Genomic DNA, 20,864 nt, shown 5'->3' with positions numbered 1-20,864 from the left:
TCACATAAAGTGGTAACGATAAAGAACATTATGAAAAGCATAGCGAAAACTTTCTTGGTTGTTGTATCATTGCTGCTGTTAGCAGGGCGTTGTGAGGAGAGCGAGGGCTGGAAGTATGGAATCCCAATCACCTCACAACTTACAGGAACCTGGATGCTTGAAAAAGTCGTTACGCCGAGGCGAACCGTTTGGGACAAACAAATTGGTTATTCCGAGGTGTTGGAAATTAACTACAAAGACGGCTATCATGTCGAGGAGACTTTTAAAAACGACACAATAGTGGACACGCAATATTGGGGTTTCCATCCCGGGCCGGTTGCAAAAACCAAGGGTATGACCGTTCTAGTTACTTACAGATATGGCTTGAAACGTTTTTACAAAATGCACCAAACGGTCAGCCAGCCAACAATCTTAGAGGCATCTGCTTACTTGCCGGAATTAGGTGGCGCTGCTGACACGGTAAAGTTTTTCTATAAACAAGTCTGGTAATACATAGAGTCATGACCAAAACATCACTCACTTCTTCGCGTACTTCTCGTTAACGCGGCTGTATAGATCTGTGGGGATGGGGGATTCGACGATTGGCACTTGCGGTTTTGGCCTGACCCAATCCAGGTAACCTTTGGTCCAGGCGTAAGCGAGGCCGAGGATGAGAATTCCAATGAAGACGGTCATTTCTGCCATGGCAAACCAGCCCCATTGTCCGTTAGTCTGGGCGATAAGATCTTCATTGCCAAACACTATGGCCCAGGGAAATAAGAAAAGCAGCTCGACTTCAAACAAGACAAAAATCAACGCAACTACGTAAAAACGCACATTGAACTGGATATTTGCATTGCCCAGCGGATCTTCGCCAGATTCGTAAGTTGTTAGTTTTTCTTCGTTGGGACGGTGCGGACGTAGAAACTTTGCAATGGTCAGCATCACGCCAAGCAGCACGATGGCTGCAATAATGAAAAGCAATATGTAACCAAAATCAGAAAGCATAATCCGCAACACGTTTGGGCAAAGCTACTGATTTTAGATTATTGAAGTGGTGAAACAGACGCAAATTGTGACTTTCCAGAAGACTCAATAACATTATAAGCTTAGCCAAATGGTCCGGACACTAAGTCCGATAACGAGGCAGCCAATGATAAGCATGAGCGGTCTGCGTTTGATTTTACCAACGAGCATTGCACCAAACGGAGCGGCAATAACGCCTCCTATAATTAAACCGGAAACGACTTGCCAACTGCTTACACCCGTGAAAATCAGAAAGGTGACGCCGCTCGCAAATGCAATTACAAATTCCGCTGCATTGACCGAACCAATGGTGTATCGTGGATCACGGCCTTGTCCCAGAAGCGTTGAAGTAACGATTGGTCCCCAGCCGCCTCCGCCAATGGAATCCAGAAATCCACCCGCGGCGGCAAGAATGCCAATTCGTCTTGTTTTACTCTTGACCAATGTTTTTTGCAAAGCTTTTTTGATGATGATCAAGCCTAAAATCAGCATGTAAAACGCAATGTAAGGCTTTATAGCATCGCCATCGATAACATCTGAAAGCAGATAAGCGCCCACAATGGCACCGATCACACCCGGAATGAGCAGACTTTTGAAAAGCTTTTTATTGATATTCTTGAACCGGAAATGCGATATGGCCGAAGCGCCTGTTGTGAACATTTCCGCAACGTGAACACTTGTGCTGCTAATGGCAGGGGAGACGCCCAGGCTCAGCAGGAACGATGTAGAAGTAACGCCATAAGCCATTCCCAATGCGCCATCCACAAGCTGGGCAGCGAGCCCGACCAGCAAATACAATGCAAAATCACTTCCTATGAATGAAGAAATCTCCGCAGATCCGATTGCCAATGAGCCATTGACGAGAAAAAGCGCCAGCGCCAAAAATAGAATGACGGCTGGAACGATGAACCAGGCCGATATGGAAGGAAGTTTGAGGGAAAGCACTTTTGTAAGCATTACTGTTGGTTGTTAGAGACCCAAAGAACAGACAGATTACAAAAATAGTAAAACTATTTAATCTACTTAGTTAATAGATTATTAAAATTTGAACAAATTAAATGTTACCAAATGATTTTTAAAAGGGAAACGCCTTGCCCGGGCAGGGGATAGTCAAGTTGCAATTCGCCGTTTTTAACATTGGCCCATTGAGGCGAAGTCAGCGTTTGCAGTTGTCCGGCTTTTTCTAGCAAGCTTATTTGTTCAGCGGTCGGTTTTTGCGGAGAACCCATTTTCTTCCAGACTTCATATGCATTGCTGTGCTCCTGATCGATCCGATAATGTTCAATGCGCACGCGTCTCGTTGTCAGGCCATTAACCCGGACTTTAACAGGTGCGTCACCGGTAAATTTATTGTCATCATGGTAATTCCAGACCATAATCGCCGCCTCCTGATTATTTTTAGTTGCAAAAGCATTGATATCACGGTCGCCGCGCACGCTCTCTTTTTTCAGTTTTTCAAAGTTGTAAGCAAGATTTTGTTTCACTTCAACGCGATTTCCGTCCATCATGCCGAACATTCTGAAAACATTCAAAACAGGCTTATCGACGCCATTCGTGGCTAAATCACGAAAACCTCTAAACCACGGCTGGTCTTCAAACTCGAACGCCCAGGTCACCGCTCCGAGTAAGTTTACACCCCGGGCGTCAGCCAGTTCATGCTTGCGGGCAAAGGAAGCAGCCGTGTAAACCGCATACATTGTGCCATTTCGGTAAGCATTCTGCGGATGCAAATCTTCCGAACAAGCTGCGCAACCCTCGGGATCGGATTCGCCAATGATGATCGGAAGATTTTTGAGACTAGGATAGGAGGCCACGATCTCAAAACCTTTGTCAATGTCGCGCAATTGCGTTCCCATATCCATCCGCACAATGCCGTCCACGACTTTGGGATTGCCCTTTGCATGGAATGTGATAAAGTCAAGCGGCGAACCTGTTTTGCCTGTTACATAATTTTTACCACTCACAACATGATCAAGGAATGTCCTGAAAAACTTGGCTGAAACGTCCCAATTTGGGCCCGTAACCTCTGGTCCGCCGATTTTTGCAGTCGGCAATGCTCTCTTTACAGCATCTGCCGAATAATCGTAAAGCTTGATATATTCTTCTGTCGTGCCTTTCCAATAACTAATGTTCGGTTCGTTCCAAAGCTCCCAATACCAGGTTTCAACTTCTTCTTTCCCATATCTTTCAATGGAATGCTTTACCCATTGAAACACCAGTTCAGCAAACTTTTTATAATCATTTGGCGGATAAGCCCAGCCTGTGTAAATGTCATTATAATTGTCTCCCGGCTTCCAAAAGTGCCTGTATGGCTGTGGTTTGGACGATAATGCTTCCGGCATGAAGCCGATTTGGGCAATGGGCCGCATGCCTCTTTCAATGTAAGTGTCAAATATTTTGTCAACAATCGTCCAGTCGTAAACCGGATTGCCTTTTTTGTCTTCTGTGTAAACATTCGTAGAGCCCCACTTCAGCGCCGCAACCCCATCGCCCGTAACGAGCATGCTATGCGCACGCACATAAACCGGAACCTTGCTGAGTTGCGAAATCTCCGTCAGCAATTCCTTGCCATCTTTCATGTAAGTATAATTCGGCTCATCATAGCCAAACCAAGCCCAAATTGGCTTTGCGGGGCCTTTTTCTACATTGAGATCGACTTCTATCGTGACTGATTTCTGTGTTTGATTTTGTGCTTCGGCAGGTTTGATTAAAAAGAAAAAAAGTAATACTGAAAAAATGCCGGGGAATATTTTTTTGATCATTGGAGAGGCTTCTTTTAGATAATGCCGGTTAAAAAATCGGTGTAATTGTCCCTGTTGATCCAGTTCGTTTTGGCTTCCGGGTATGCTTCAACGAAAGCCTTGGGAAACTTCACTTTACTGTCGTTCCACTTAAATTCGTAAGCAGCTAGCTGATCATTTTTCAATTCCAGCCAATCCAGCTCCTGTTGGTCATATGTCCGCCAAAAATACGTGTAAGGGAACGCCCGGAAATAGGTATTATACTTCACACGCTCAGAGGCCAGGTAATTTTCCCAAAGTGCTCCAACATCCTGCCGTTGTGGCACCGGCGCAAAATTGTTAATGAGTGCGTTTCTGATCCCGTTATCAAAAAAATACCACTTTGCCGACTTGGTGACTTCCTTTCGAAGATTTTTGCTGTAACCACCAATGCGGAAAATGATGAAAACCTTTGCAAACAGATCAAGATATCTTTCAACCGTATTGCGGTCAATTTGCAGCGCTTTTGACAATTCTTCAAATGAAACCTCCTGACCAACCTGATAAGCAACGAGTTGCAAAAGTTGGAGCATTTTATGTGAGTAGCGCACTTGTTCAAACATTAAAATATCCTTTAATAAGTAAGCATTCACCAATCCTTTCAAATAATCCGTTTGCTCACCCGAATCGGTGAGTTGCACAACATCCGGATAACAGCCGAAAACAAGCCGGTTTTCGAGATTTTGCCGTGTCTCGAGAAAGTTTTCCTTTTGAGCTAATTCCAAATGCGCCATGGGAAACAGCTGAAAGTTGATCTGCCGCCCAACCAATGGTTCACCCGTTTGTTTTGACAGCTCAAAGGCAGAAGAACCACTTGCCAGGATCGTCAGATTCGGAAACGAGTCAATGAGCAGTTTGAGTGATTTGCCAATTTCCGGAACGACTTGTGCCTCGTCGAGGATGAGGAGGTCAAGATTTCCAGCCCATCGCTGAAAAGAAGAGACTCTTCTATCAGTTAAAAGCTCAATTACGTCAAGGTCTTCACCATTCATCAAAAGGGATTTTCCTTCAAAACCCGATTGTAATTGATTGAGAAGAAAGGTTTTGCCAACCCTACGCGCGCCTGTTAAGACTATTACTTTATTGGACTTTAACTTCTCTTGAAGCGTGGGAAGAATGTATCGAGCGTAAATCATTTTCGTTAATTCGTTGAATGAACTCAACGAATTTAGCTAAATTGGTTGAATAAACTCAACGAACTTAGCTTTTTTCGGAAAATGGCACATGAAAATCACCAGTTTCCAGCCCAGAATGTGGCTCCTTCAAATCCGCTTTGTATGAGCAGTTTTGCGGCGTGGGTGCTTCTTTTTCCGGTTTGACAGTAAAAAACAATGGTCTTGTTCGGAGGCAATGTTGGGATTGTTTCCGGGATTTCGGATAAGGGAATGTTGACGCCACCAAAATTGTCGGCCTCAAATTCATTGTATTCCCGCACGTCAACCAAATGAATCTGTCCGGGATAGGAGGATTCAATGCGCTCGAACTCTTCATAAGTTAATTCCTTGGGCTCTGAAACTGGATTGATCTTTGGACTTACAGTTTGCGCGGATTTCTGATTTGGTCGTGCAATGTGCTCCGATCGGGCAAATTCGAAAGTGTTTGTAACATTCGTCAATGCATTCATTACCAATAATTTGCCTGACAGTGGCTCGCCAATTTCACAAATCACTTTAATCGCTTCGTTGGCCATTAAAGTGCCAATCATGCCTGGCAAAATGCCGATCACGCCAGCTTCGGCGCAGTTGTCGCCTTCTTCGGCATCGGGAAAAAGACAGCGATAAGTGGGGCCGCCTTTGTAATTGAAAACAGAAACTTGTCCTTCAAAACGCAGTATGGAGCCAAAAATCAATGGTTTATCCAGTTCAACGCAGGCGTCATTGACCAGATAACGGGTTGGGAAATTATCGGAGCCGTCGATAACGAGGTCGTAGTTTGCAATGATTTGAGTTGCATTATCTTCTTGTAAACGGACATTGTAAGGCGTGAGCTTAACAAATTGATTTTGAGCCCGCAATTTTTCAATGGCCATAAGCACTTTGCTTTTTCCAATGTCAGCCGCAGAATACAAGATTTGCCGGTGCAGATTCGTAATATCCACAATGTCATCGTCCACAATGCCAATGTTCCCGACGCCCGCGGCAACCAAATATTGCAGCACCGGACAGCCCAAACCGCCTGCGCCAACGACAAGCACTTTCGCCGCTTTTAGCTTTTCCTGACCGGTCAGGCCCATTTCAGGCAGCAAAATTTGCCTGCTGTAACGTTTGCGTTCCTGTTGTTCAAACATATTAATCCAATTTCTTTATTGAACAAAAACCTGGTCCCAATCCTTCCAAACCGGCTCATAACCGCTTGCGCGTATCATTGCGGCAATCTGCGCGGGACTGCGTTCGTCCGAAATCTCAAACTGTTCCAGCGACTCGGGTTCAACAGCATAACCGCCCGGATTGGTTTTGGAACCCGCACTGATAGACGTAACGCCAAGCTGAATGCAATGATCCCGAAACTGCTCAGATTCTCGCGTTGAAAGTGAAATTTCGACTTCCTCATTCATGATCCGGTAAGCGCTAATCAGCTGCACAAGCTCCCGATCCGTCATTTCGACCTTTGGTTCGAGGCCGCCGGAAAACGGTCGGAGCCTGGGAAAAGATAAACTATAACGCGTTTGCCAATAGGTACGTTCGAGATATTGCAGGTGCGCGGCCGTAAAAAAACTGTCTGTCCGCCAATCTTCCAGCCCGATCAAAACCCCGAGCCCCATTTTATGAATGCCTGCTAGTCCGAGCCTGTCCGGTGTTTCCAAACGATAATTAAAGTTAGATTTTTTGCCTTTTGGATGGTGCTTTTTGTAATCTTCCTTGTAATATGTTTCCTGGTAAATCAACACCGAATACAGCCCCAGCGCGATCAATTCCTCATACTCGACTATTTCAAGCGGCTGCACTTCCATGGATATTTGAGAAAAATAGGGTCGGATCAATTGGATCACTTCTTTAAAATAAGCCGTGTGTACCGTCTGATTTGCTTCACCCGTAACGAGCAAAACGTGGTCATAACCCAATGCTTTAATCACCTCAACTTCCCGCAAGATTTCCTCACGCGAAAGCGTTTTTCTCCGCACTTTGTTATCCAGACTAAACCCGCAATAAGTGCAAATGTTGGTGCATTCATTGGACAAATAAAGCGGAATGTACATTTGCATGGTTTTGCCAAAACGCTTTTGGGTCAGTTTGCGGCTGAGCTGCGCCATGGGTTCGAGAAAATGAGCAGCAGCCGGGGAAATCAGTGCTTTGAAATCTTCCAATGTTCGTTTTTGGGCCAAAAGCGCCTTACGCACATCGTTCTCCGTTTTGGAATAGATGCTTGCCTTGACTTCATCCCAATGGTAATTTTCAAATTGATCCTTAAAGCTCATAATCCAGAAATGCGGTTAAAGGACTACTTGCCACAGCATAACTTTCCTGACTTCCCAACCGCGCCTCAAATGCCATTCGCCCCGCTTTCACTGCCAGTTTGAAGGCTTTTGCCATCGCCACTGGGTCGCCGGAAACGGCAATGGCTGTGTTTACCAAAACAGCATCGGCGCCGATTTCCATGGCTTTCGCAGCGTCCGAAGGCGATCCAATTCCGGCATCCACAATAACCGGAACATTGCTTTGCTCAATGATAATTTCAAGAAAATCAATCGTTTTCAAACCCTTGTTGCTGCCAATGGGAGAGCCGAGCGGCATTACGGCGGCCACGCCAACGTCTTCCAGTCTTTTGCATAAAACCGGGTCTGCGTGAATGTATGGCAGGATTACAAAACCGAGCTTTACCAGTTCCTCGGCAGCTTTCAGCGTTTCGATCGGGTCGGGCAGGAGATATTTTGGGTCAGGGTGAATTTCTAGTTTGAGCCAATTGGTTTCCAAAGCTTCTCTTGCCAATTGCGCCGCAAAAACCGCTTCCCTGGCCGTTCGCACACCGGAAGTGTTGGGCAATAAATGAATGTGTGACTGTTTCAAATGCGAAAGCATGTCATCTTGCCGATCATTCACATCCACGCGGCGCAGTGCAACCGTCACCAATTCAGTGCCCGACGCAAGCAAAGATTCCTCCATTAATGCAGCCGAACTGAACTTCCCGGTCCCTGTAAAAAGCCGAGACTCAAATGTTTTATCTGCGAATTTTAACATAATATTTTTTCAATTTTTTGAACTGTTTCTTCCGGATTTTCCGATTGGATCAAAGCAGATGACATAGCGACTCCATGAACACCCGTAGCAAGCAAGGCGGGAATGTCATTGCTTAAAACACCTCCAATGGCAATGATGGGAATGCTAAGTTGATGCGCCGCCAACTTGTTTAAAATCGTTTGATAACCTTCCAAACCGAGGATAGGACTTAAATTTTGCTTTGTAGTCGTGAAGCGATACGGCCCTAAACCAATGTAATCAGCACCTTCGTCCATCCGCAAAAGCACGTCTTCAAATGTGTTTGCCGTGCCGCCAATGATCATCTCGTCGCCAACGATTTTTTTGGCTTCGGGAATGGACATATCATTTAAGCCAAGGTGCAAACCGTAGGCGTCGACAGCTTTTGCAATGTTTGGGAAGTCATTGACAATCAATTCAGCATCATAGGAATCACAAATCGCTTTTGCAGCCTTGGCAATTTCAAGCACTTCACTGTCCGGCTCATTCTTCACCCGCAACTGAATCCAGCGGCAGCCGGCAGCCAAGGCTAGCTTAATGCTTCCCAAATGACCGATCTCTGCATTCTGATTAGAAATGAATTGCAGCTTATGAATTTTCTTTTTCCATTGCCGGGGGCTTAAGCCCCCGGCAATGGAAAAAGAAAATTTAGATTCTGAATGCCAGATTGCTCCTAGTATGGCTGCGCCATCAAAGTTCATTTGTTTAACTTTACCAATATTTAATGCATCAATCCCCCCAATAGCAATCACTTTCACAGTTTTCAACTCATTTTTCAGAACAAAATCATCGCCAACAACCCGCTGATAACCTTCTTTGGAAATACTATCGAAAACCGGCCCGAAGAACGTGTAATCGAAAATTTCTGAAAGCTCAGTCAGCTCTGCGATGTCATGAATTGAGGTGCTAAGTTTGAAACCAGCGTTTTTTAATTTCTCCAACAGAAATTCGGGTGTTGCTTGTCTGAGATTTTCGGGAAAATGAAGCCTGGCAATCCCGTATTGCGCAGCAAGCTCATGATGCGAATGCAAGGCAAGTTTGGAATAAAAATCAGGGTTAATTTCTCCTATCAGCCGGTTCAAATCTGTTACATTACAACCCGGTTTTCTGATATGCAGGCGCAGCAAACCATCCCGAAAAAGCGCATTAATCCGCTCAGCCTCATTAGGGATAAACTCAGAATGCGATATGACGATCAGTTCCATTATAAGTAAATTTGGTTGCCGAGACTCGCGAATTCCCTGGATTTTTCCTCCATGCCCTCGGCGATTGTAGCTGCGTTCAAATCATTTTCTGCTGCATAATCGCGCACATCTTGTGTGATTTTCATAGAGCAGAAATTAGGGCCGCACATTGAGCAGAAATGTGCGATTTTGGCTCCTTCGGCTGGCAATGTTTCGTCGTGGAATGATTTGGCGGTTTCGGGATCGAGCGAAAGATTGAACTGATCTTCCCAGCGAAATTCGAAGCGGGCTTTGCTCAACGCATTGTCGCGATATTGCGCGCCGGGATGCCCTTTGGCGAGATCTGCGGCGTGGGCTGCGATTTTATAAGTGATCACACCGTCCTTCACGTCCTTTTTATTGGGCAATCCCAAATGCTCTTTTGGCGTCACATAACAAAGCATTGCCGTTCCGAACCAGCCAATCATCGCCGCGCCGATTGCGGATGTAATGTGGTCATAACCAGGCGCAATGTCCGTTGTTAATGGCCCTAAGGTGTAAAATGGCGCCTCCTGGCAGTGTTCCAGTTGCTTCTCCATATTTTCTTTGATCAAATGCATTGGCACGTGACCCGGACCTTCGATAATCGTCTGAACGTCATGCTTCCACGCAATTTTGGTCAGCTCGCCTAATGTTTCAAGCTCGGAAAATTGTGCGGCGTCATTCGCATCGGCAATACAGCCCGGGCGCAGGCCGTCGCCCAACGAGAATGCCACATCATAAGCCTTCATGATTTCACATATTTCTTCAAAATGGGTGTAAAGAAAATTCTCTTTATGATGCGCCAGACACCATTTTGCCATGATCGATCCGCCTCGGGAAACAATTCCGGTAAGCCTTTTGGCAGTAAGGGGAATGTAACGAAGCAAAACCCCGGCATGAATTGTGAAATAGTCAACGCCCTGTTCGGCCTGCTCTATTAATGTGTCTCTAAACAGCTCCCAGGTCAGATCTTCCGCCTTGCCATTCACTTTTTCCAAAGCCTGATAAATCGGAACAGTGCCAATGGGGACGGGGGAGTTTCGGATGATCCACTCGCGCGTCTCGTGAATGTTTTTGCCAGTTGAGAGGTCCATAATCGTGTCCGCGCCCCACCGACAAGCCCAAACGGCCTTTTCAACTTCTTCTTCGATGGTCGAAGAAACCGCAGAGTTACCAATGTTCGCATTGATTTTTACCAGAAAATTGCGTCCAATGATCATAGGCTCATTTTCGGGGTGATTAATGTTCACCGGAATTACTGCCCGTCCAGCCGCCACTTCTGAACGCACAAATTCCGGCGTAATGAAGTTGACCGGTGTGTTCGCACCAAAGCTGTGGCCCTTGTGCTGGTGCGAAAGCGAGCCAGCCTTTCCATTTAATTCCGATAAATTTTCCTGGATCCGCTGGTTTTCGCGGATGGCAATGTATTCCATTTCCGCAGTGATGATGCCTTTTTTCGCATAATGCAATTGAGAGACATTGGCCCCCGGTTTGGCACGCAAAGGCTTGGTAATGTGCGCAAAACGCAATGCATCCAAGGACGCATCGACCAGTCGCTGCCTGCCATAATCTGAGCTGATGCTTTCCAGTTGCTCCGCATCCTGCCGCACTTTTATCCATTCCGAACGCAATGCAGGTAATCCCTTTTTCACGTCAATTACCACATTAGGATCGGTAAAAGGCCCGCTCGTGTCGTAAACGGTGACCGGCGCATTTTTTTCAAGTTGTCCGGCTTTTCCATGCAGACGCGTGTCGGTTAACGCAATTTCGCGCATGGCGACGGACACATTGTGCAAACCACCTTTTACATAAATTTTGCGCGAATTAGGAAACGGATCTGTGGTCACACTGCCGCTCTGAGGCGTTTTTTCGGTTTTCATAGATGTTGGATTAGGATAAATGAGTGGGGCAGAATGGAAGGTTTAGCCACCTTGTGTGGCAGTAATCAGCATCACTTGGTCGTGGGGTTGCAGCACATGAACCGGCCAGGCGGATTTTGGAACAACAGACTGATTTACAGCGACCGCGATCCCTTTGGCATGATCAGGAAAAAGCTCAGATAGCAGCTCTTGAACCGAAATTGGTCCAGAGAATTCACTTAATTGACCGTTGATGTTGATTTCCATTCTGAATAATGTTTTTGAGAAAAACTTCAGGAATGGACCTTTTTGTAGAAAGATACATTGAGATACAATAGCAGTATCTCTTACTTTTCCCTTCGGCAGTACTAACTGCATCAGGTTCAAAGGGTATTATCTCAGTCCGCATATCGGGACACCCCTAAAGTTTCGACAAAGCTATTTGAAAAAATGAATTTTCAAAAAATTTACCGTAGAAAAACGCAGCATTAGACGGTTAAGGACGTATTTTATTTTAAGAATTATCGGGTAACTTTAAGGTTGTATTTTACCAATTATATCGAACCTACGTTATCTTGATGGATCTTATTATCAGAAGCGCTGCTCCAAAGGATTTGCCGTCCCTATTAGAAATCATTAACCACGCCATTCTTCACACCACCGCCATTTACGATTACGAGCCGCGTACAATGGATCAACAGAAAGCCTGGCTCGAACAAATGTTTAATGATGGAATGCCCGTGATTGTGGCCGAAAGGCAGGGTGAGGTCATCGGTTACGGTTCCTACAATATTTTTCGTCCCAAGATCGGCTATAAATTCAGCGTAGAACATTCGATCTATCTCGATGAAAAATCAAGGGGCATCGGCGTAGGAGGGAAGCTTTTGGGAAGTTTGATCCAGCGCGCCAAGGAATCCGGCCTGCACAGCATGATCGCCGGCATCGACGCCGCCAACCGCGGCAGCATCGAATTCCACAAAAAATACGGTTTCGTTGAAAAAGGTTATCTAAAAGAAGTCGGTTTCAAGTTCGATCAATGGCTTGATCTGGTTTTTATGCAGTTGTTGTTGGAGGAGGATTGAGACTTAAGACTTGCTAAGTCTTAAGACTTAGCAAGTCTAGCATTTTTCAATGCGCCCTGCCCGTCTCCACATAACTCTCCTCATCCCCAGTCGGTTTGCTTTGCCACCAGGATGCCAATATTGACCCTGTAATGTTCATTAAGGGGCCGAAGATGGCTGGGGCTAGGCCTACGGTGGCCATTTTTCCCATTTCTTTGGCGATGCCTGATGCGAGGCCGCCGTTTTGCATGCCTACTTCAATGGCGATGGTCCGGCAATCTCTTTCGCTCATTTTGAACAAGCGTCCCGACCAGTAACCCAATGTGTAGCCCGACAAGTTGTGGATCAGCACAAGAAGCAATAATGTGGGTCCGATTGTAAGCAGGCTGTCGCGTCCTGCGGCAGTAATGATGACGATGATGAATGCGATTCCGGCCATGGAAACGATGGGCATGGCATCGTCAAGCCACTTCGCTTTGCCGCTGAAAAATTTGTTGAAAAGCAAACCTGCACCGATGGGAATGATCACCATTTTAATGATGTCCCACATCATGTGCAAGGTGTCAATCTGAACAAAGGCACCTGCTAATAAGCTCATTAGCAGTGGCGTCACGATAGGAGCGAGCATGGTGGAAATAGCCGTGATCGTTATCGATAATGCCAGATTTGCCTTGGCCAGATAAGAAATTACATTCGACGCCATTCCGTTTGGAGAACAGCCGATCAGAATAATTCCTGCTGCGATTTCTGGTGGGAAACCGCTCAGATTGGCAAGTGTAAATCCAATGGTCGGCATGATGATAAAATGACTTACAACCCCGATCAGCACGCCTTTCGGCATTTTTACAACACCCACAAAATCGCCAAAACTCATCGAGGTGCCCATTCCGAACATGATGATCTGGATCAGCGGAGTGATTAATGCGGCCAGTTTGAAGCCGTTCACGGTTTGGAAATGCTGTGGATAATAAAGCGCCGTGGTCACAGCAGCAAAAATTACGGTCGTGTACGTGAAGCCTTTGAGTTTCTCAAAACCTCTGAAACTGATGGCCAATAAAAGGAAAAAAGCGATAAAGAAGGGACCGGCTTGCGGCAAGTTTCCGGAAACGGCCATGAAAAGCGCAACAAGAAGGCACGAAGCTGCGACACCGGCTAGTAACTTGTAAACATTCATATAAATAAGATTATAATGCTATCGAAAAAAGGGCGTAAGGATGTTTTAGAAGCAGGCGAAGCCAGATTACCAGGTTCTCTTCTTCATGTATTCGTCCAGCTCGGCGCGTTTCATTGGGATTTCTTTCGGATTGCTGTCGAGCCATTTAAGGAAGGCTTCTTTCAGCTGGTCCGTCCATTGGTTGTCGATCTGGCCAGGAGTGAATTTGCCTTCCCGGAGCATTTGCAGCGCGAATTTGTCCCTTAATGTCAGGAATTCAGCAGTCAAAATCACTTTTTCCGCCATATGTGCAGGAATGAAAATTACGCCCTCTTTTTTGGCCAAAACAATATCACCCGGCAGCACAATGGCGCGGCCAATGCGAATGGGCGTGTTAATGCCGGTGAGGAAAACGTCTTTGAGAAATGAAGGATCGAAATCCCTCACGAACGCATTGAAACCTTCGATTTTAGAAAGCCCTTCCAGGTCGCGAACAGCGGCATCAAACACAACACCGTTCCCGGATTTGGTAAAAATGGACGTTCCCAAATTGTCACCGATCAATGTGCCGCTGGCGATTTTGCCAAAACCATCTGCCACATAAACATCACCTTTGGAAAGCATGTCAATGGGCCAGGAATTGGTGTTTCCCAGTCGCCCGTTTTTGTTGCCGCGGTCTTTTACCAATTTTTCAACATCCGGGCGGGAGGGCATAAACTGGGCTGTTAATGCGCGGCCAGCGATCACAATTTCATCTTTTAAAATCTTCCAGTTTCCATCAAACTGGCAGTTATAACCCTCATTTTGAAGTACAACCCAGGCTTCTTCAATGGAAATATTTTTAGCGCGACTGATCAGTTCGTCGGGCACTTTCGGGCGGCCGTCGGGGAAGCGCTCGCCTTTCCATTCGGAGGTCAGGAAAACCAGTTCTTCTTTGGGCATTGTTTGCGCCTTGGCAGAGTCAAGGCTGCTTAAACTGAGGGAAGCAAGGGCGATTAAACCCAAAAAATGTATTCTCATAAATTGAAAAATGAAATTTGCGGCAGTTATTGGGTCAAAGATGCATCGAATGGCTTATCATTCAAATTATCTAGCGGTGAGCACAAGCGGTTCTGTGAGGCCGTTCAAGTCATAAACCACTTTTCCGGCGCGGATAGTAACCTCAGCTTCAAGCTTTAGCTTTCCCTGAATTTTGGTTCCGGTGTAATCCCAAAAGCCAAATGTTCCGGTGTCATTCAATTGAAATTTACCATCCAAAACCCTTAAAACGGAAACGTCGGCGCGTGAGCCAACGGACAGGTTACCAAGCTCTTCTCTGTGAATCGCCTGTGCAGGAGCCCAGGTGCTGGCTTTGATTACAGCCGGCAGATCCATGCCCATAGCAAGGAATTTGGACATGACATTCAGCATATCTTTCATCGCATTGTTCATGCTGCCCGTGTGAATGTCGGTGCTGATTGTGTTTGGATAAAAACCGCTTTTTACGGCCGGAATGGCTTGCGAGAACGCAAAACTGATCCCGCCGTAACCAACGTCAAAGAGAATTCCCTTCTTGCGGGCATCATACACGAAAGGTTTGATCTTGCCTGTCGCAACGTCCAGAATCGGCTCCCTGCTGCTTAATTGACCAAAACAATGCGTGAAAATATCGCCGGGGCGCAGGTGTTTCGTAAACAATTCTTGAAGAGGCAAAACAGGCTTGCTTCCGCCAAAATCAACCATAACGGGCACATTGGCCAGCTTTCCAGCTTCCACTGCACGCTCGGTCGGTGTCCAGTTGTATCCGTTGTAATGCGCCAGCTTGATGCCGACAATGTAATCCGGATTTTCTTTCACCACTTTCGCTGTTGCGGCGGGGTCCATATCCTCCACATTTTGCTCGTAAGTGCCGCCACGCATGCCTTCTCCCACAATGTTCAGGAATGCGAGCACGCGGGTTTTTGATATGTCAATGGTTTGTTTTTTGAAATCAGGAAACGACTTCCATCCTGCGCAGCCTGCATCTACAACGGTTGTGACGCCTGTTCGGAATGTGAAGCCGTCGGGTGCCAATGCATTGGGTCCATTGCTGTAAGTCTGGTCCATTTTGGTGCCGTAAAAGTTGTGGGAATGCATGTCGATCAGGCCGGGCGTTACGAAAAGTCCTTTGGCGTTGACAACCTGTTTTCCTTCTTTGGCATCAATATTTTTGGCAACGAGCATCACGGTGTCGCCCTTCAAACCCACGTCCATGATGCCGTTTACATTGTTTTTGGGATCGATAACGTGGCCGCCTTTGATAACGAGCGAGTATTTTTGGGCATTGACGGCGGCGCAGGCAAAAAGGAGCGCAAATAAGGTCAAGCGTAATTTCTTGGTCATGTTTTCAGGTTTTAGGAATATGGGCATTAGATCTTAAAGGAATTCAAAGCAGGTTTTTAATGCTGGTTGTGTGTTTAAAGTTGGAGGGGCTGATATGAACAAATCAGACTTCCCGGTTTATCGCCTGGAAGTCTGAATGTGGAGCGACTTGCTAAGTCTTAAGACTTAGCAAATCTATAGCGAAAATTATTTATCCCACCAAACCATGCTTGAAAGCGTATTCGTGCCGCCTTGTCTGGTTCTTGCTTCGTAAAAATTTACCTGGTTGTATAATTCTTCCGAATCGGGAATTACAAACCGCGTCGGGATTTTTCCTCCCGTCAGATTACCGGGATAATTCGTTGGCGTCAGCTTTGGATAACCTGTGCGACGCCAGTTTGCGAAGATCTCATATTCATCTTCCAGGAAAAGTGTAACCCATTTTTGCGTTTGGATTTGCTCCATTTGTTGTGCAACCGTTCCTGCTTTATATGGATTTGCTTTCAAATAAGCGGCAATTTTCGCATCCGAAATAACGCCCGCTGCACCGAATGCAGACCATTGTTTCAAGCCAGCTGTTACAGCCAAATTATATTCTTCGGTTGCCGTTGCGCCTGTATACCAGCCTCTTACTGCCGCTTCCGCAAGCAACAAATGCGCTTCGGCACTTGTAAATACCAGCAATGGGGCATCATAACGCAGGATCGTCGCAGGATTTGGCTCCGAATAGTTGTTGAAGTCGCCTGGAAGTGAGTTGAACGCAGCATTAGGCATTCCTTTTTGCAGCGCCGCACTTGTATCCGCAGTAACCGTTTTGCCATCGGCCGATGGTTTCCAGACGATCGCAACCACGCCCAAACGTGGATCACTGGTTGCTTTCAGGTGATCGATGAACGTTTTTGCAATTTTGCCGCCTTCCACATTATCACCGCCTGGTGAGACGTAATCCGTTGTCATCAAACCGCTTGCGATGAAGTTACGGTTGGATGTGTTGGAGCCGTCCACGTAGGCGATAGTTGCAATGTCTGCATCGCTGGTGATCACACCGCCCGCAATCGCTTTTTGCACCCAGGTTTTCGCAGCCGCAGGATCAACTTCGGTCAGGCGCATGCCTAAACGGAGCATCAGCGAATAACCGAATTTTTTCCATTTTCCAATGTCGCCACCATAAATCAGGTCTGACTTCCCGAACGTCGTTTGTGCGGCGTCAAATGCATTGATCGACTCATCCAATTCTTTCAAAAGATCCGGGTAAATGGCCGATTGCTCATCGTATTTGGGCGAATAGTTTTTGTCTGTAAGCGCTTTTCCGGCGTCAGAATAAGGAACATCACCATACAAATCGGTCAACCTGTGAAAGGTGTAAGCCTTCCAGATCCGGGACGCGGAGAGCAGGTTTACATTGGTCGGTTGGTCGGCAACGGCGTCGATCACTTGTTCAATTTCCACAACTGCCTGTGAATAAGCGGCCCAGTTTCCGGTTGAGTAACTGAAATTAAAATATTTGTCTCCCGCCGCGGGCACTTCTTTGTAAGTTGCAAAATGCTGCATAGAACCGCCGATTGTCAAATAGGCTCCTCCCGTAAAGTTAACGCTTACGGCATCCAGCTGCGCTTTTGTAAATAAAAAACCGGGCACAACTTCCGTAGAAGCATTGGGATTAACATTCATTTCTTCAAATCCATTGTCGCAAGCGGCAATCAGCAAGGCCACAGGGGCCATATATAATAGTCTTTTAAGCTTTTTCATATTCACTAAAATATTTTAATGATTAAAATTTCACTGTCAGGTTCACGCCCATGCTTCTTGTTCTCGGCACACCGAAGGCTTCCAAACCTTGCGCGTTTCCGTTGGTGTAGCTGGATTCCGGATCGAAATATTTGTTCCTTTTATCCTTATACAGCAATGCCAGGTTACGGCCAACCAGCGACACAGAGGCCGATTGCAGTTTCAGGAATGAAACTTTGTTAACAGGCAGATTGTAGCTTAAAATCACCTGACGCAGCTTAATAAAATCGTTGTCGAATGTGAAAATGCTCGTGTAGTTTTTGTCATTGTCATAATACGTGTCGATCTCTTCTTTCTTCCAGGTTTTGGAAAAAGGAGCGCCTTCCGGCGTTACGCCCGTGACCGTCAGGCCTTCATCACGGCCGGGAAGTGTCTCCTTAGGCAAGCCGAAACGATACGCATATTGATACATGTTGGAGTAAACGATGCTTCCGAACTTACCATCGATCAGGATGTTGAGCGAGAAATTTTTGTAAGTGAAATTGTTGGTAATTCCCATCGTCAATGGTGGAATCCCATTTCCCAGCCTTTCAATGTTGCCTCTCACAGCATAGCCGCTCGCTGTGTTGAAAACAGTTTGCCCGTCTGCATTGGTCAGTTTTTTGTAACCCCAAACCTCTCCGTAAGTGCCGTCTTTCACGTTCCGGATCGTTCCGCCGCCCACGCCGTCACCCACAGTTAAGCTTGGCAAGCCGTCGGCCAGCTTTACAATGCGGCTTTTGTTGTAAGCCATGTTGTAACTGATATCCCAGCCAAATTTGCTGCTTTTAACCGGGGTTGCAGTCACCAGAAGTTCAATCCCTTTGTTGCTCAGTTCACCCACGTTCAAAAGCGCCTGCGTGTAACCCGAAGATGCCGCAATGTTGCTTTGAACAATGTCGTCCGTTGTTTTCCGGTTGTACAATGTCACGTCCAGGCCCAATTTGTTGTTAAGGAATCTTGCTTCCAAACCAGCTTCATAAGTGGTCGAAGTTAACGGTCTCAAATCTGGGTTAGGAACCAATGAAGAGCTCAATTGCTGCACCGGACGGCCATTATGCCCACCTTGTGCCATGTTGTAGCTTTGGTAAATCTGATAAGCCGCAACATTCGCGCCGCCCACTTGCGCCCACGAACCACGCAATTTGGCAAAACTCACAGCCTGCGGCAAGTTGAATGCTTCCGAAAGAATCAATGTTCCGCCGATTGCTGGGTAAAAAATGCTGTTGCTGGCTGTATTCAAAACCGAGAACCAGTCCTGGCGACCCGACATGGTCAGGTAAGCAAGTCCTTTGTAACCCAAGTCAACCGAACCAAACAATGAATTAATGCCGCTTTTGGAATAATTTGGCGTTGTCGTCGAAGTTGCCAGGTTGGTAAAACTGTAAAAGTTCGGGATCGTATATTCTGTTCCTCTGAAAATGGTTTCGTCATAAACGCTGCGCTGCGTGTTGCCACCCGCCAAAACGGAAAAGCTCAGATCTTCGAAGAAACTGGTGTTATAGTTCAGCGTCAACATGCCATTGGTTTCCGAGGAAGCCGTTTTTCTGGCTTCATAGCGACCCAGCGGCTCGTATGCATTGGCAGTAGGAACCACAAATTCATAATTGAAATTGTAGTAATCCTGGCTCACGCTTCCTTTTATGAAAAGGTTGTCAAGAATGTCATAACGAATGTTGGCTTGTCCCAAAAACCTGTTTTTTCTGTCATCATTTTTAAACTTATTGATCACAAAATAAGGGTTTGGCGCAGCCGGAACCGGGTTCCATTCCACTTCTTTGCCTGTAACGGCGTCATATCCGGGAGACAAACTTCTGATGTCCACCGTGTTGGCAACCAGGTGCGTAGCCCAGTGCGGGTTGTAATCTGCATAACCCACTTTCGGACGATTATGGCCGTCTTCAATGTTGTATTGGACAACGGTTTCAATGCTCAGTTTTTTACCCAAAAATGCATTGACATTCAAATTCGCGATCCTTCTTGTGAAGTCAGAGTTCGGGACAATGCTGTTGGCTTTGGTGTTATTTAAACCAAAACGAAAGTTAACTGTTTCATTTCCACCGATGAAAGAGATAGAGTTAATGTAATTTGTCCCTGTTCGGTAGAAGTTTTTCAGGTTATCTTTTTGCGGAGAATAAGGGCGCATCTGGCCGTCGAACTGGATTACCTGCGAGCCGTCCATTTTCGCTCCGTATGACAAACGTCCCGAGCTTTTGGCCTGCGTTTGCGTCAAAGGTTTTACGCCATCCACACCCTGGCCATATTCATATTGCCAGTCGGGAATGATCGCCAGATTTTCCGTCGTGAAGTTGCTGTTCACCTCCACGCCGATTCCTTTTTGCGCGCGGCCTTTCTTGGTTGTGATCAAAATGACGCCATTAGAAGCGCGTGCGCCATAAAGTGCCGCAGCCGGGCCGCCCTTCAAAACGCTGATCGACTCAATGTCGTCCGGATTGATCCCGCCGATTCCATCACCGCGGTCCGTGTTGTTTCCGTTTCCGTCAGATGCATTGCCACCTCCTGGAATGCTGTTATCCATTGGCATCCCGTTGATCACATACAAAGGCTGGTTGTTTCCGCTCAGCGATCCGTTTCCCCGGATAATGATCCGGCTCGATCCGCCCGGGCCTGTTGCCATTCCCGTGGCATTCACCCCGGCAATTTTACCCGTCAAAGCATTGGCAACATTGTTTTCGCGCGCCTGAGTAAATTCACTTCCTTTTACTTCCGTTACAGCATAGGCAAGGGCTTTTTTCTCACGCGAAATGCCTAATGCCGTAACGACAACCTCATTCAGTGCCTTAGCCTCAGGAGCGAGTTTTACCGAAATTTCCGCTTGCGTTCCCACGGGCACTTCCTGTGATGTGTAACCTACAAAGCTGAAAATCAGCACCGCAGAGCCAATTTCTTCGTCGGGAATGTCAAGCTTATATTTTCCTTCGGCATCGGAAGAAGTTCCGCTCTGCGAGCCTTTTACCAAAACGCTTACACCCGGAAGGCCCACGCCTGTTTCGTCTGTAACCGTTCCGGAAACATTGCGTTTCGGGGCGGTTTTAATGCCTGTTGGTTCGGTGGCGGCGGCAGTTTCACGTTTCAGGATAATGCGGTCCTGGACCACTTCGTAAGTGACTTTGTAGGGAGAAAGGATTTTCGTCAGCACTTCGGAAAGCGCCTCATCCTGAAATTTGTAAGTCGATTTGTTGTTATTGAAAATCTGAGGGTTGTACATAAACTTCACCTTCGTTGTATTTTCAATTTTTTCCAAAGCCTTGTCAATTTCGGCATTGGATAAACGCAAAGTCACTTTTTGTTCTAAAACTCGCTGGCCGCGTACGTCGGTGGCGTGCACGAATGTGCTGACGGCGATAGAGAGCATGGCTTGATACAGCGTAATGCGCATGATTTTCTGTAAAGCATGGTGAAATTGTACTTGTTTTGACATAATTTTGATTTTTGTCGGGTTAAAATTCGGCATAATTGGTTCCCTCGGCCGCTGGAAGG

17 protein-coding genes and 1 riboswitch are annotated in these 20,864 nt (G+C 46.5%); of the genes, 2 read left to right on the top strand and 15 right to left on the bottom strand.

The window, feature by feature from the left end; genetic code table 11:
• The first annotated feature begins 30 nt into the window (after positions 1-30).
• Entirely contained in the window at positions 31-489 is a 459-nt protein-coding gene (locus tag LZG73_RS00395) for a hypothetical protein (protein ID WP_233845510.1), read from the top strand.
• Positions 490-516: 27 nt separating this feature from the next.
• Here LZG73_RS00395 and LZG73_RS00390 read toward each other — a convergent pair whose 3' ends face one another.
• The 10 genes from LZG73_RS00390 to thiS form a co-directional block, all read right to left on the bottom strand.
• The gene (locus LZG73_RS00390; protein WP_233845509.1) at positions 517-987 is read right to left on the bottom strand and encodes an NADH-quinone oxidoreductase subunit A; all 471 of its coding nucleotides are present in this window, start codon (positions 985-987) and stop codon (positions 517-519) included.
• Between the two features lie 93 nt (positions 988-1,080).
• A complete protein-coding gene (locus LZG73_RS00385) occupies positions 1,081-1,962 on the bottom strand; it encodes a sulfite exporter TauE/SafE family protein (RefSeq protein ID WP_233845508.1) in 882 nt (293 codons plus the stop codon).
• 104 nt (positions 1,963-2,066) lie between these two features.
• Entirely contained in the window at positions 2,067-3,767 is a 1,701-nt protein-coding gene (locus LZG73_RS00380; RefSeq protein ID WP_233845507.1) for a GH39 family glycosyl hydrolase, read from the bottom strand.
• A gap of 14 nt (positions 3,768-3,781) precedes the next feature.
• The gene (locus LZG73_RS00375) at positions 3,782-4,921 is read right to left on the bottom strand and encodes an ATP-binding protein (RefSeq protein ID WP_233845506.1); all 1,140 of its coding nucleotides are present in this window, start codon (positions 4,919-4,921) and stop codon (positions 3,782-3,784) included.
• A gap of 95 nt (positions 4,922-5,016) precedes the next feature.
• A complete protein-coding gene (gene moeB, locus LZG73_RS00370; RefSeq protein ID WP_233845505.1) occupies positions 5,017-6,072 on the bottom strand; it encodes a HesA/MoeB/ThiF family protein in 1,056 nt (351 codons plus the stop codon).
• Between the two features lie 15 nt (positions 6,073-6,087).
• Positions 6,088-7,200, bottom strand: coding sequence for a 2-iminoacetate synthase ThiH (gene thiH, locus LZG73_RS00365; RefSeq protein WP_233845504.1), 1,113 nt, complete (start codon positions 7,198-7,200; stop codon positions 6,088-6,090).
• Positions 7,190-7,960, bottom strand: a complete 771-nt coding sequence (locus LZG73_RS00360) for a thiazole synthase (RefSeq protein WP_233845503.1) — start codon at positions 7,958-7,960, stop codon at positions 7,190-7,192. Before LZG73_RS00360 ends, thiH begins: the two co-directional genes overlap by 11 nt.
• Positions 7,954-9,183, bottom strand: a complete 1,230-nt coding sequence (locus tag LZG73_RS00355; protein WP_233845502.1) for a thiamine phosphate synthase — start codon at positions 9,181-9,183, stop codon at positions 7,954-7,956. The genes LZG73_RS00360 and LZG73_RS00355 overlap by 7 nt, the downstream gene beginning before the upstream one ends.
• Positions 9,183-11,063, bottom strand: coding sequence for a phosphomethylpyrimidine synthase ThiC (thiC, locus tag LZG73_RS00350; RefSeq protein WP_233845501.1), 1,881 nt, complete (start codon positions 11,061-11,063; stop codon positions 9,183-9,185). Before thiC ends, LZG73_RS00355 begins: the two co-directional genes overlap by 1 nt.
• Before the next feature lie 42 nt (positions 11,064-11,105).
• A complete protein-coding gene (gene thiS / locus LZG73_RS00345) occupies positions 11,106-11,420 on the bottom strand; it encodes a sulfur carrier protein ThiS (RefSeq protein WP_233845500.1) in 315 nt (104 codons plus the stop codon).
• A riboswitch (TPP riboswitch) is annotated at positions 11,380-11,475 on the bottom strand. Its footprint overlaps the gene before it by 41 nt.
• A 145-nt stretch (positions 11,476-11,620) precedes the next feature.
• On the opposite strand from thiS, the gene LZG73_RS00340 reads away from it, so the two are divergent.
• Complete coding sequence (locus tag LZG73_RS00340) at positions 11,621-12,124, top strand: GNAT family N-acetyltransferase (RefSeq protein WP_233845499.1); 504 nt, start codon at positions 11,621-11,623, stop codon at positions 12,122-12,124.
• A gap of 46 nt (positions 12,125-12,170) precedes the next feature.
• Here LZG73_RS00340 and LZG73_RS00335 read toward each other — a convergent pair whose 3' ends face one another.
• The 5 genes from LZG73_RS00335 to LZG73_RS00315 all read right to left on the bottom strand — a co-directional run bounded on the left by LZG73_RS00335 (position 12,171) and on the right by LZG73_RS00315 (position 20,805).
• Complete coding sequence (locus LZG73_RS00335; RefSeq protein WP_233845498.1) at positions 12,171-13,277, bottom strand: bile acid:sodium symporter family protein; 1,107 nt, start codon at positions 13,275-13,277, stop codon at positions 12,171-12,173.
• A gap of 66 nt (positions 13,278-13,343) precedes the next feature.
• Positions 13,344-14,276 carry an RraA family protein gene (locus LZG73_RS00330; RefSeq protein ID WP_233845497.1) on the bottom strand — a complete coding sequence of 311 codons (933 nt, stop codon included), beginning with the start codon at positions 14,274-14,276 and terminating at the stop codon, positions 13,344-13,346.
• Between the two features lie 66 nt (positions 14,277-14,342).
• Entirely contained in the window at positions 14,343-15,617 is a 1,275-nt protein-coding gene (locus tag LZG73_RS00325) for an amidohydrolase/deacetylase family metallohydrolase (RefSeq protein WP_233845496.1), read from the bottom strand.
• A 186-nt stretch (positions 15,618-15,803) separates the two neighbouring features.
• Entirely contained in the window at positions 15,804-17,345 is a 1,542-nt protein-coding gene (locus LZG73_RS00320) for a SusD/RagB family nutrient-binding outer membrane lipoprotein (protein WP_233845495.1), read from the bottom strand.
• A gap of 22 nt (positions 17,346-17,367) precedes the next feature.
• A complete protein-coding gene (locus tag LZG73_RS00315) occupies positions 17,368-20,805 on the bottom strand; it encodes a SusC/RagA family TonB-linked outer membrane protein (RefSeq protein WP_233845494.1) in 3,438 nt (1,145 codons plus the stop codon).
• Positions 20,806-20,864: the final 59 nt, after the last annotated feature.

Source organism: Dyadobacter sp. CY326 (genome assembly GCF_021390515.1).
Lineage (GTDB): Bacteria > Bacteroidota > Bacteroidia > Cytophagales > Spirosomataceae > Dyadobacter.
This window is presented reverse-complemented; position numbering and strand designations above follow the sequence as displayed.

Excerpts from the sequence above, each read along its gene's own strand:
- LZG73_RS00385 (WP_233845508.1), bottom strand. The coding sequence starts at position 1,962 with ATGCTTACAAAAGTGCTTTCCCTCAAACTTCCTTCCATATCGGCCTGG.
- moeB (WP_233845505.1), bottom strand. The coding sequence starts at position 6,072 with ATGTTTGAACAACAGGAACGCAAACGTTACAGCAGGCAAATTTTGCTG.
- LZG73_RS00335 (WP_233845498.1), bottom strand. The coding sequence starts at position 13,277 with ATGAATGTTTACAAGTTACTAGCCGGTGTCGCAGCTTCGTGCCTTCTT.
- LZG73_RS00330 (WP_233845497.1), bottom strand. The coding sequence starts at position 14,276 with ATGAGAATACATTTTTTGGGTTTAATCGCCCTTGCTTCCCTCAGTTTA.
- LZG73_RS00340 (WP_233845499.1), top strand. The coding sequence starts at position 11,621 with ATGGATCTTATTATCAGAAGCGCTGCTCCAAAGGATTTGCCGTCCCTA.
- LZG73_RS00380 (WP_233845507.1), bottom strand. The coding sequence starts at position 3,767 with ATGATCAAAAAAATATTCCCCGGCATTTTTTCAGTATTACTTTTTTTC.
- thiS (WP_233845500.1), bottom strand. The coding sequence starts at position 11,420 with ATGCAGTTAGTACTGCCGAAGGGAAAAGTAAGAGATACTGCTATTGTA.
- LZG73_RS00360 (WP_233845503.1), bottom strand. The coding sequence starts at position 7,960 with ATGTTAAAATTCGCAGATAAAACATTTGAGTCTCGGCTTTTTACAGGG.
- LZG73_RS00395 (WP_233845510.1), top strand. The coding sequence starts at position 31 with ATGAAAAGCATAGCGAAAACTTTCTTGGTTGTTGTATCATTGCTGCTG.
- LZG73_RS00315 (WP_233845494.1), bottom strand. The coding sequence starts at position 20,805 with ATGTCAAAACAAGTACAATTTCACCATGCTTTACAGAAAATCATGCGC.
- LZG73_RS00320 (WP_233845495.1), bottom strand. The coding sequence starts at position 17,345 with ATGAAAAAGCTTAAAAGACTATTATATATGGCCCCTGTGGCCTTGCTG.
- LZG73_RS00325 (WP_233845496.1), bottom strand. The coding sequence starts at position 15,617 with ATGACCAAGAAATTACGCTTGACCTTATTTGCGCTCCTTTTTGCCTGC.
- thiC (WP_233845501.1), bottom strand. The coding sequence starts at position 11,063 with ATGAAAACCGAAAAAACGCCTCAGAGCGGCAGTGTGACCACAGATCCG.
- LZG73_RS00355 (WP_233845502.1), bottom strand. The coding sequence starts at position 9,183 with ATGGAACTGATCGTCATATCGCATTCTGAGTTTATCCCTAATGAGGCT.
- LZG73_RS00390 (WP_233845509.1), bottom strand. The coding sequence starts at position 987 with ATGCTTTCTGATTTTGGTTACATATTGCTTTTCATTATTGCAGCCATC.
- thiH (WP_233845504.1), bottom strand. The coding sequence starts at position 7,200 with ATGAGCTTTAAGGATCAATTTGAAAATTACCATTGGGATGAAGTCAAG.
- LZG73_RS00375 (WP_233845506.1), bottom strand. The coding sequence starts at position 4,921 with ATGATTTACGCTCGATACATTCTTCCCACGCTTCAAGAGAAGTTAAAG.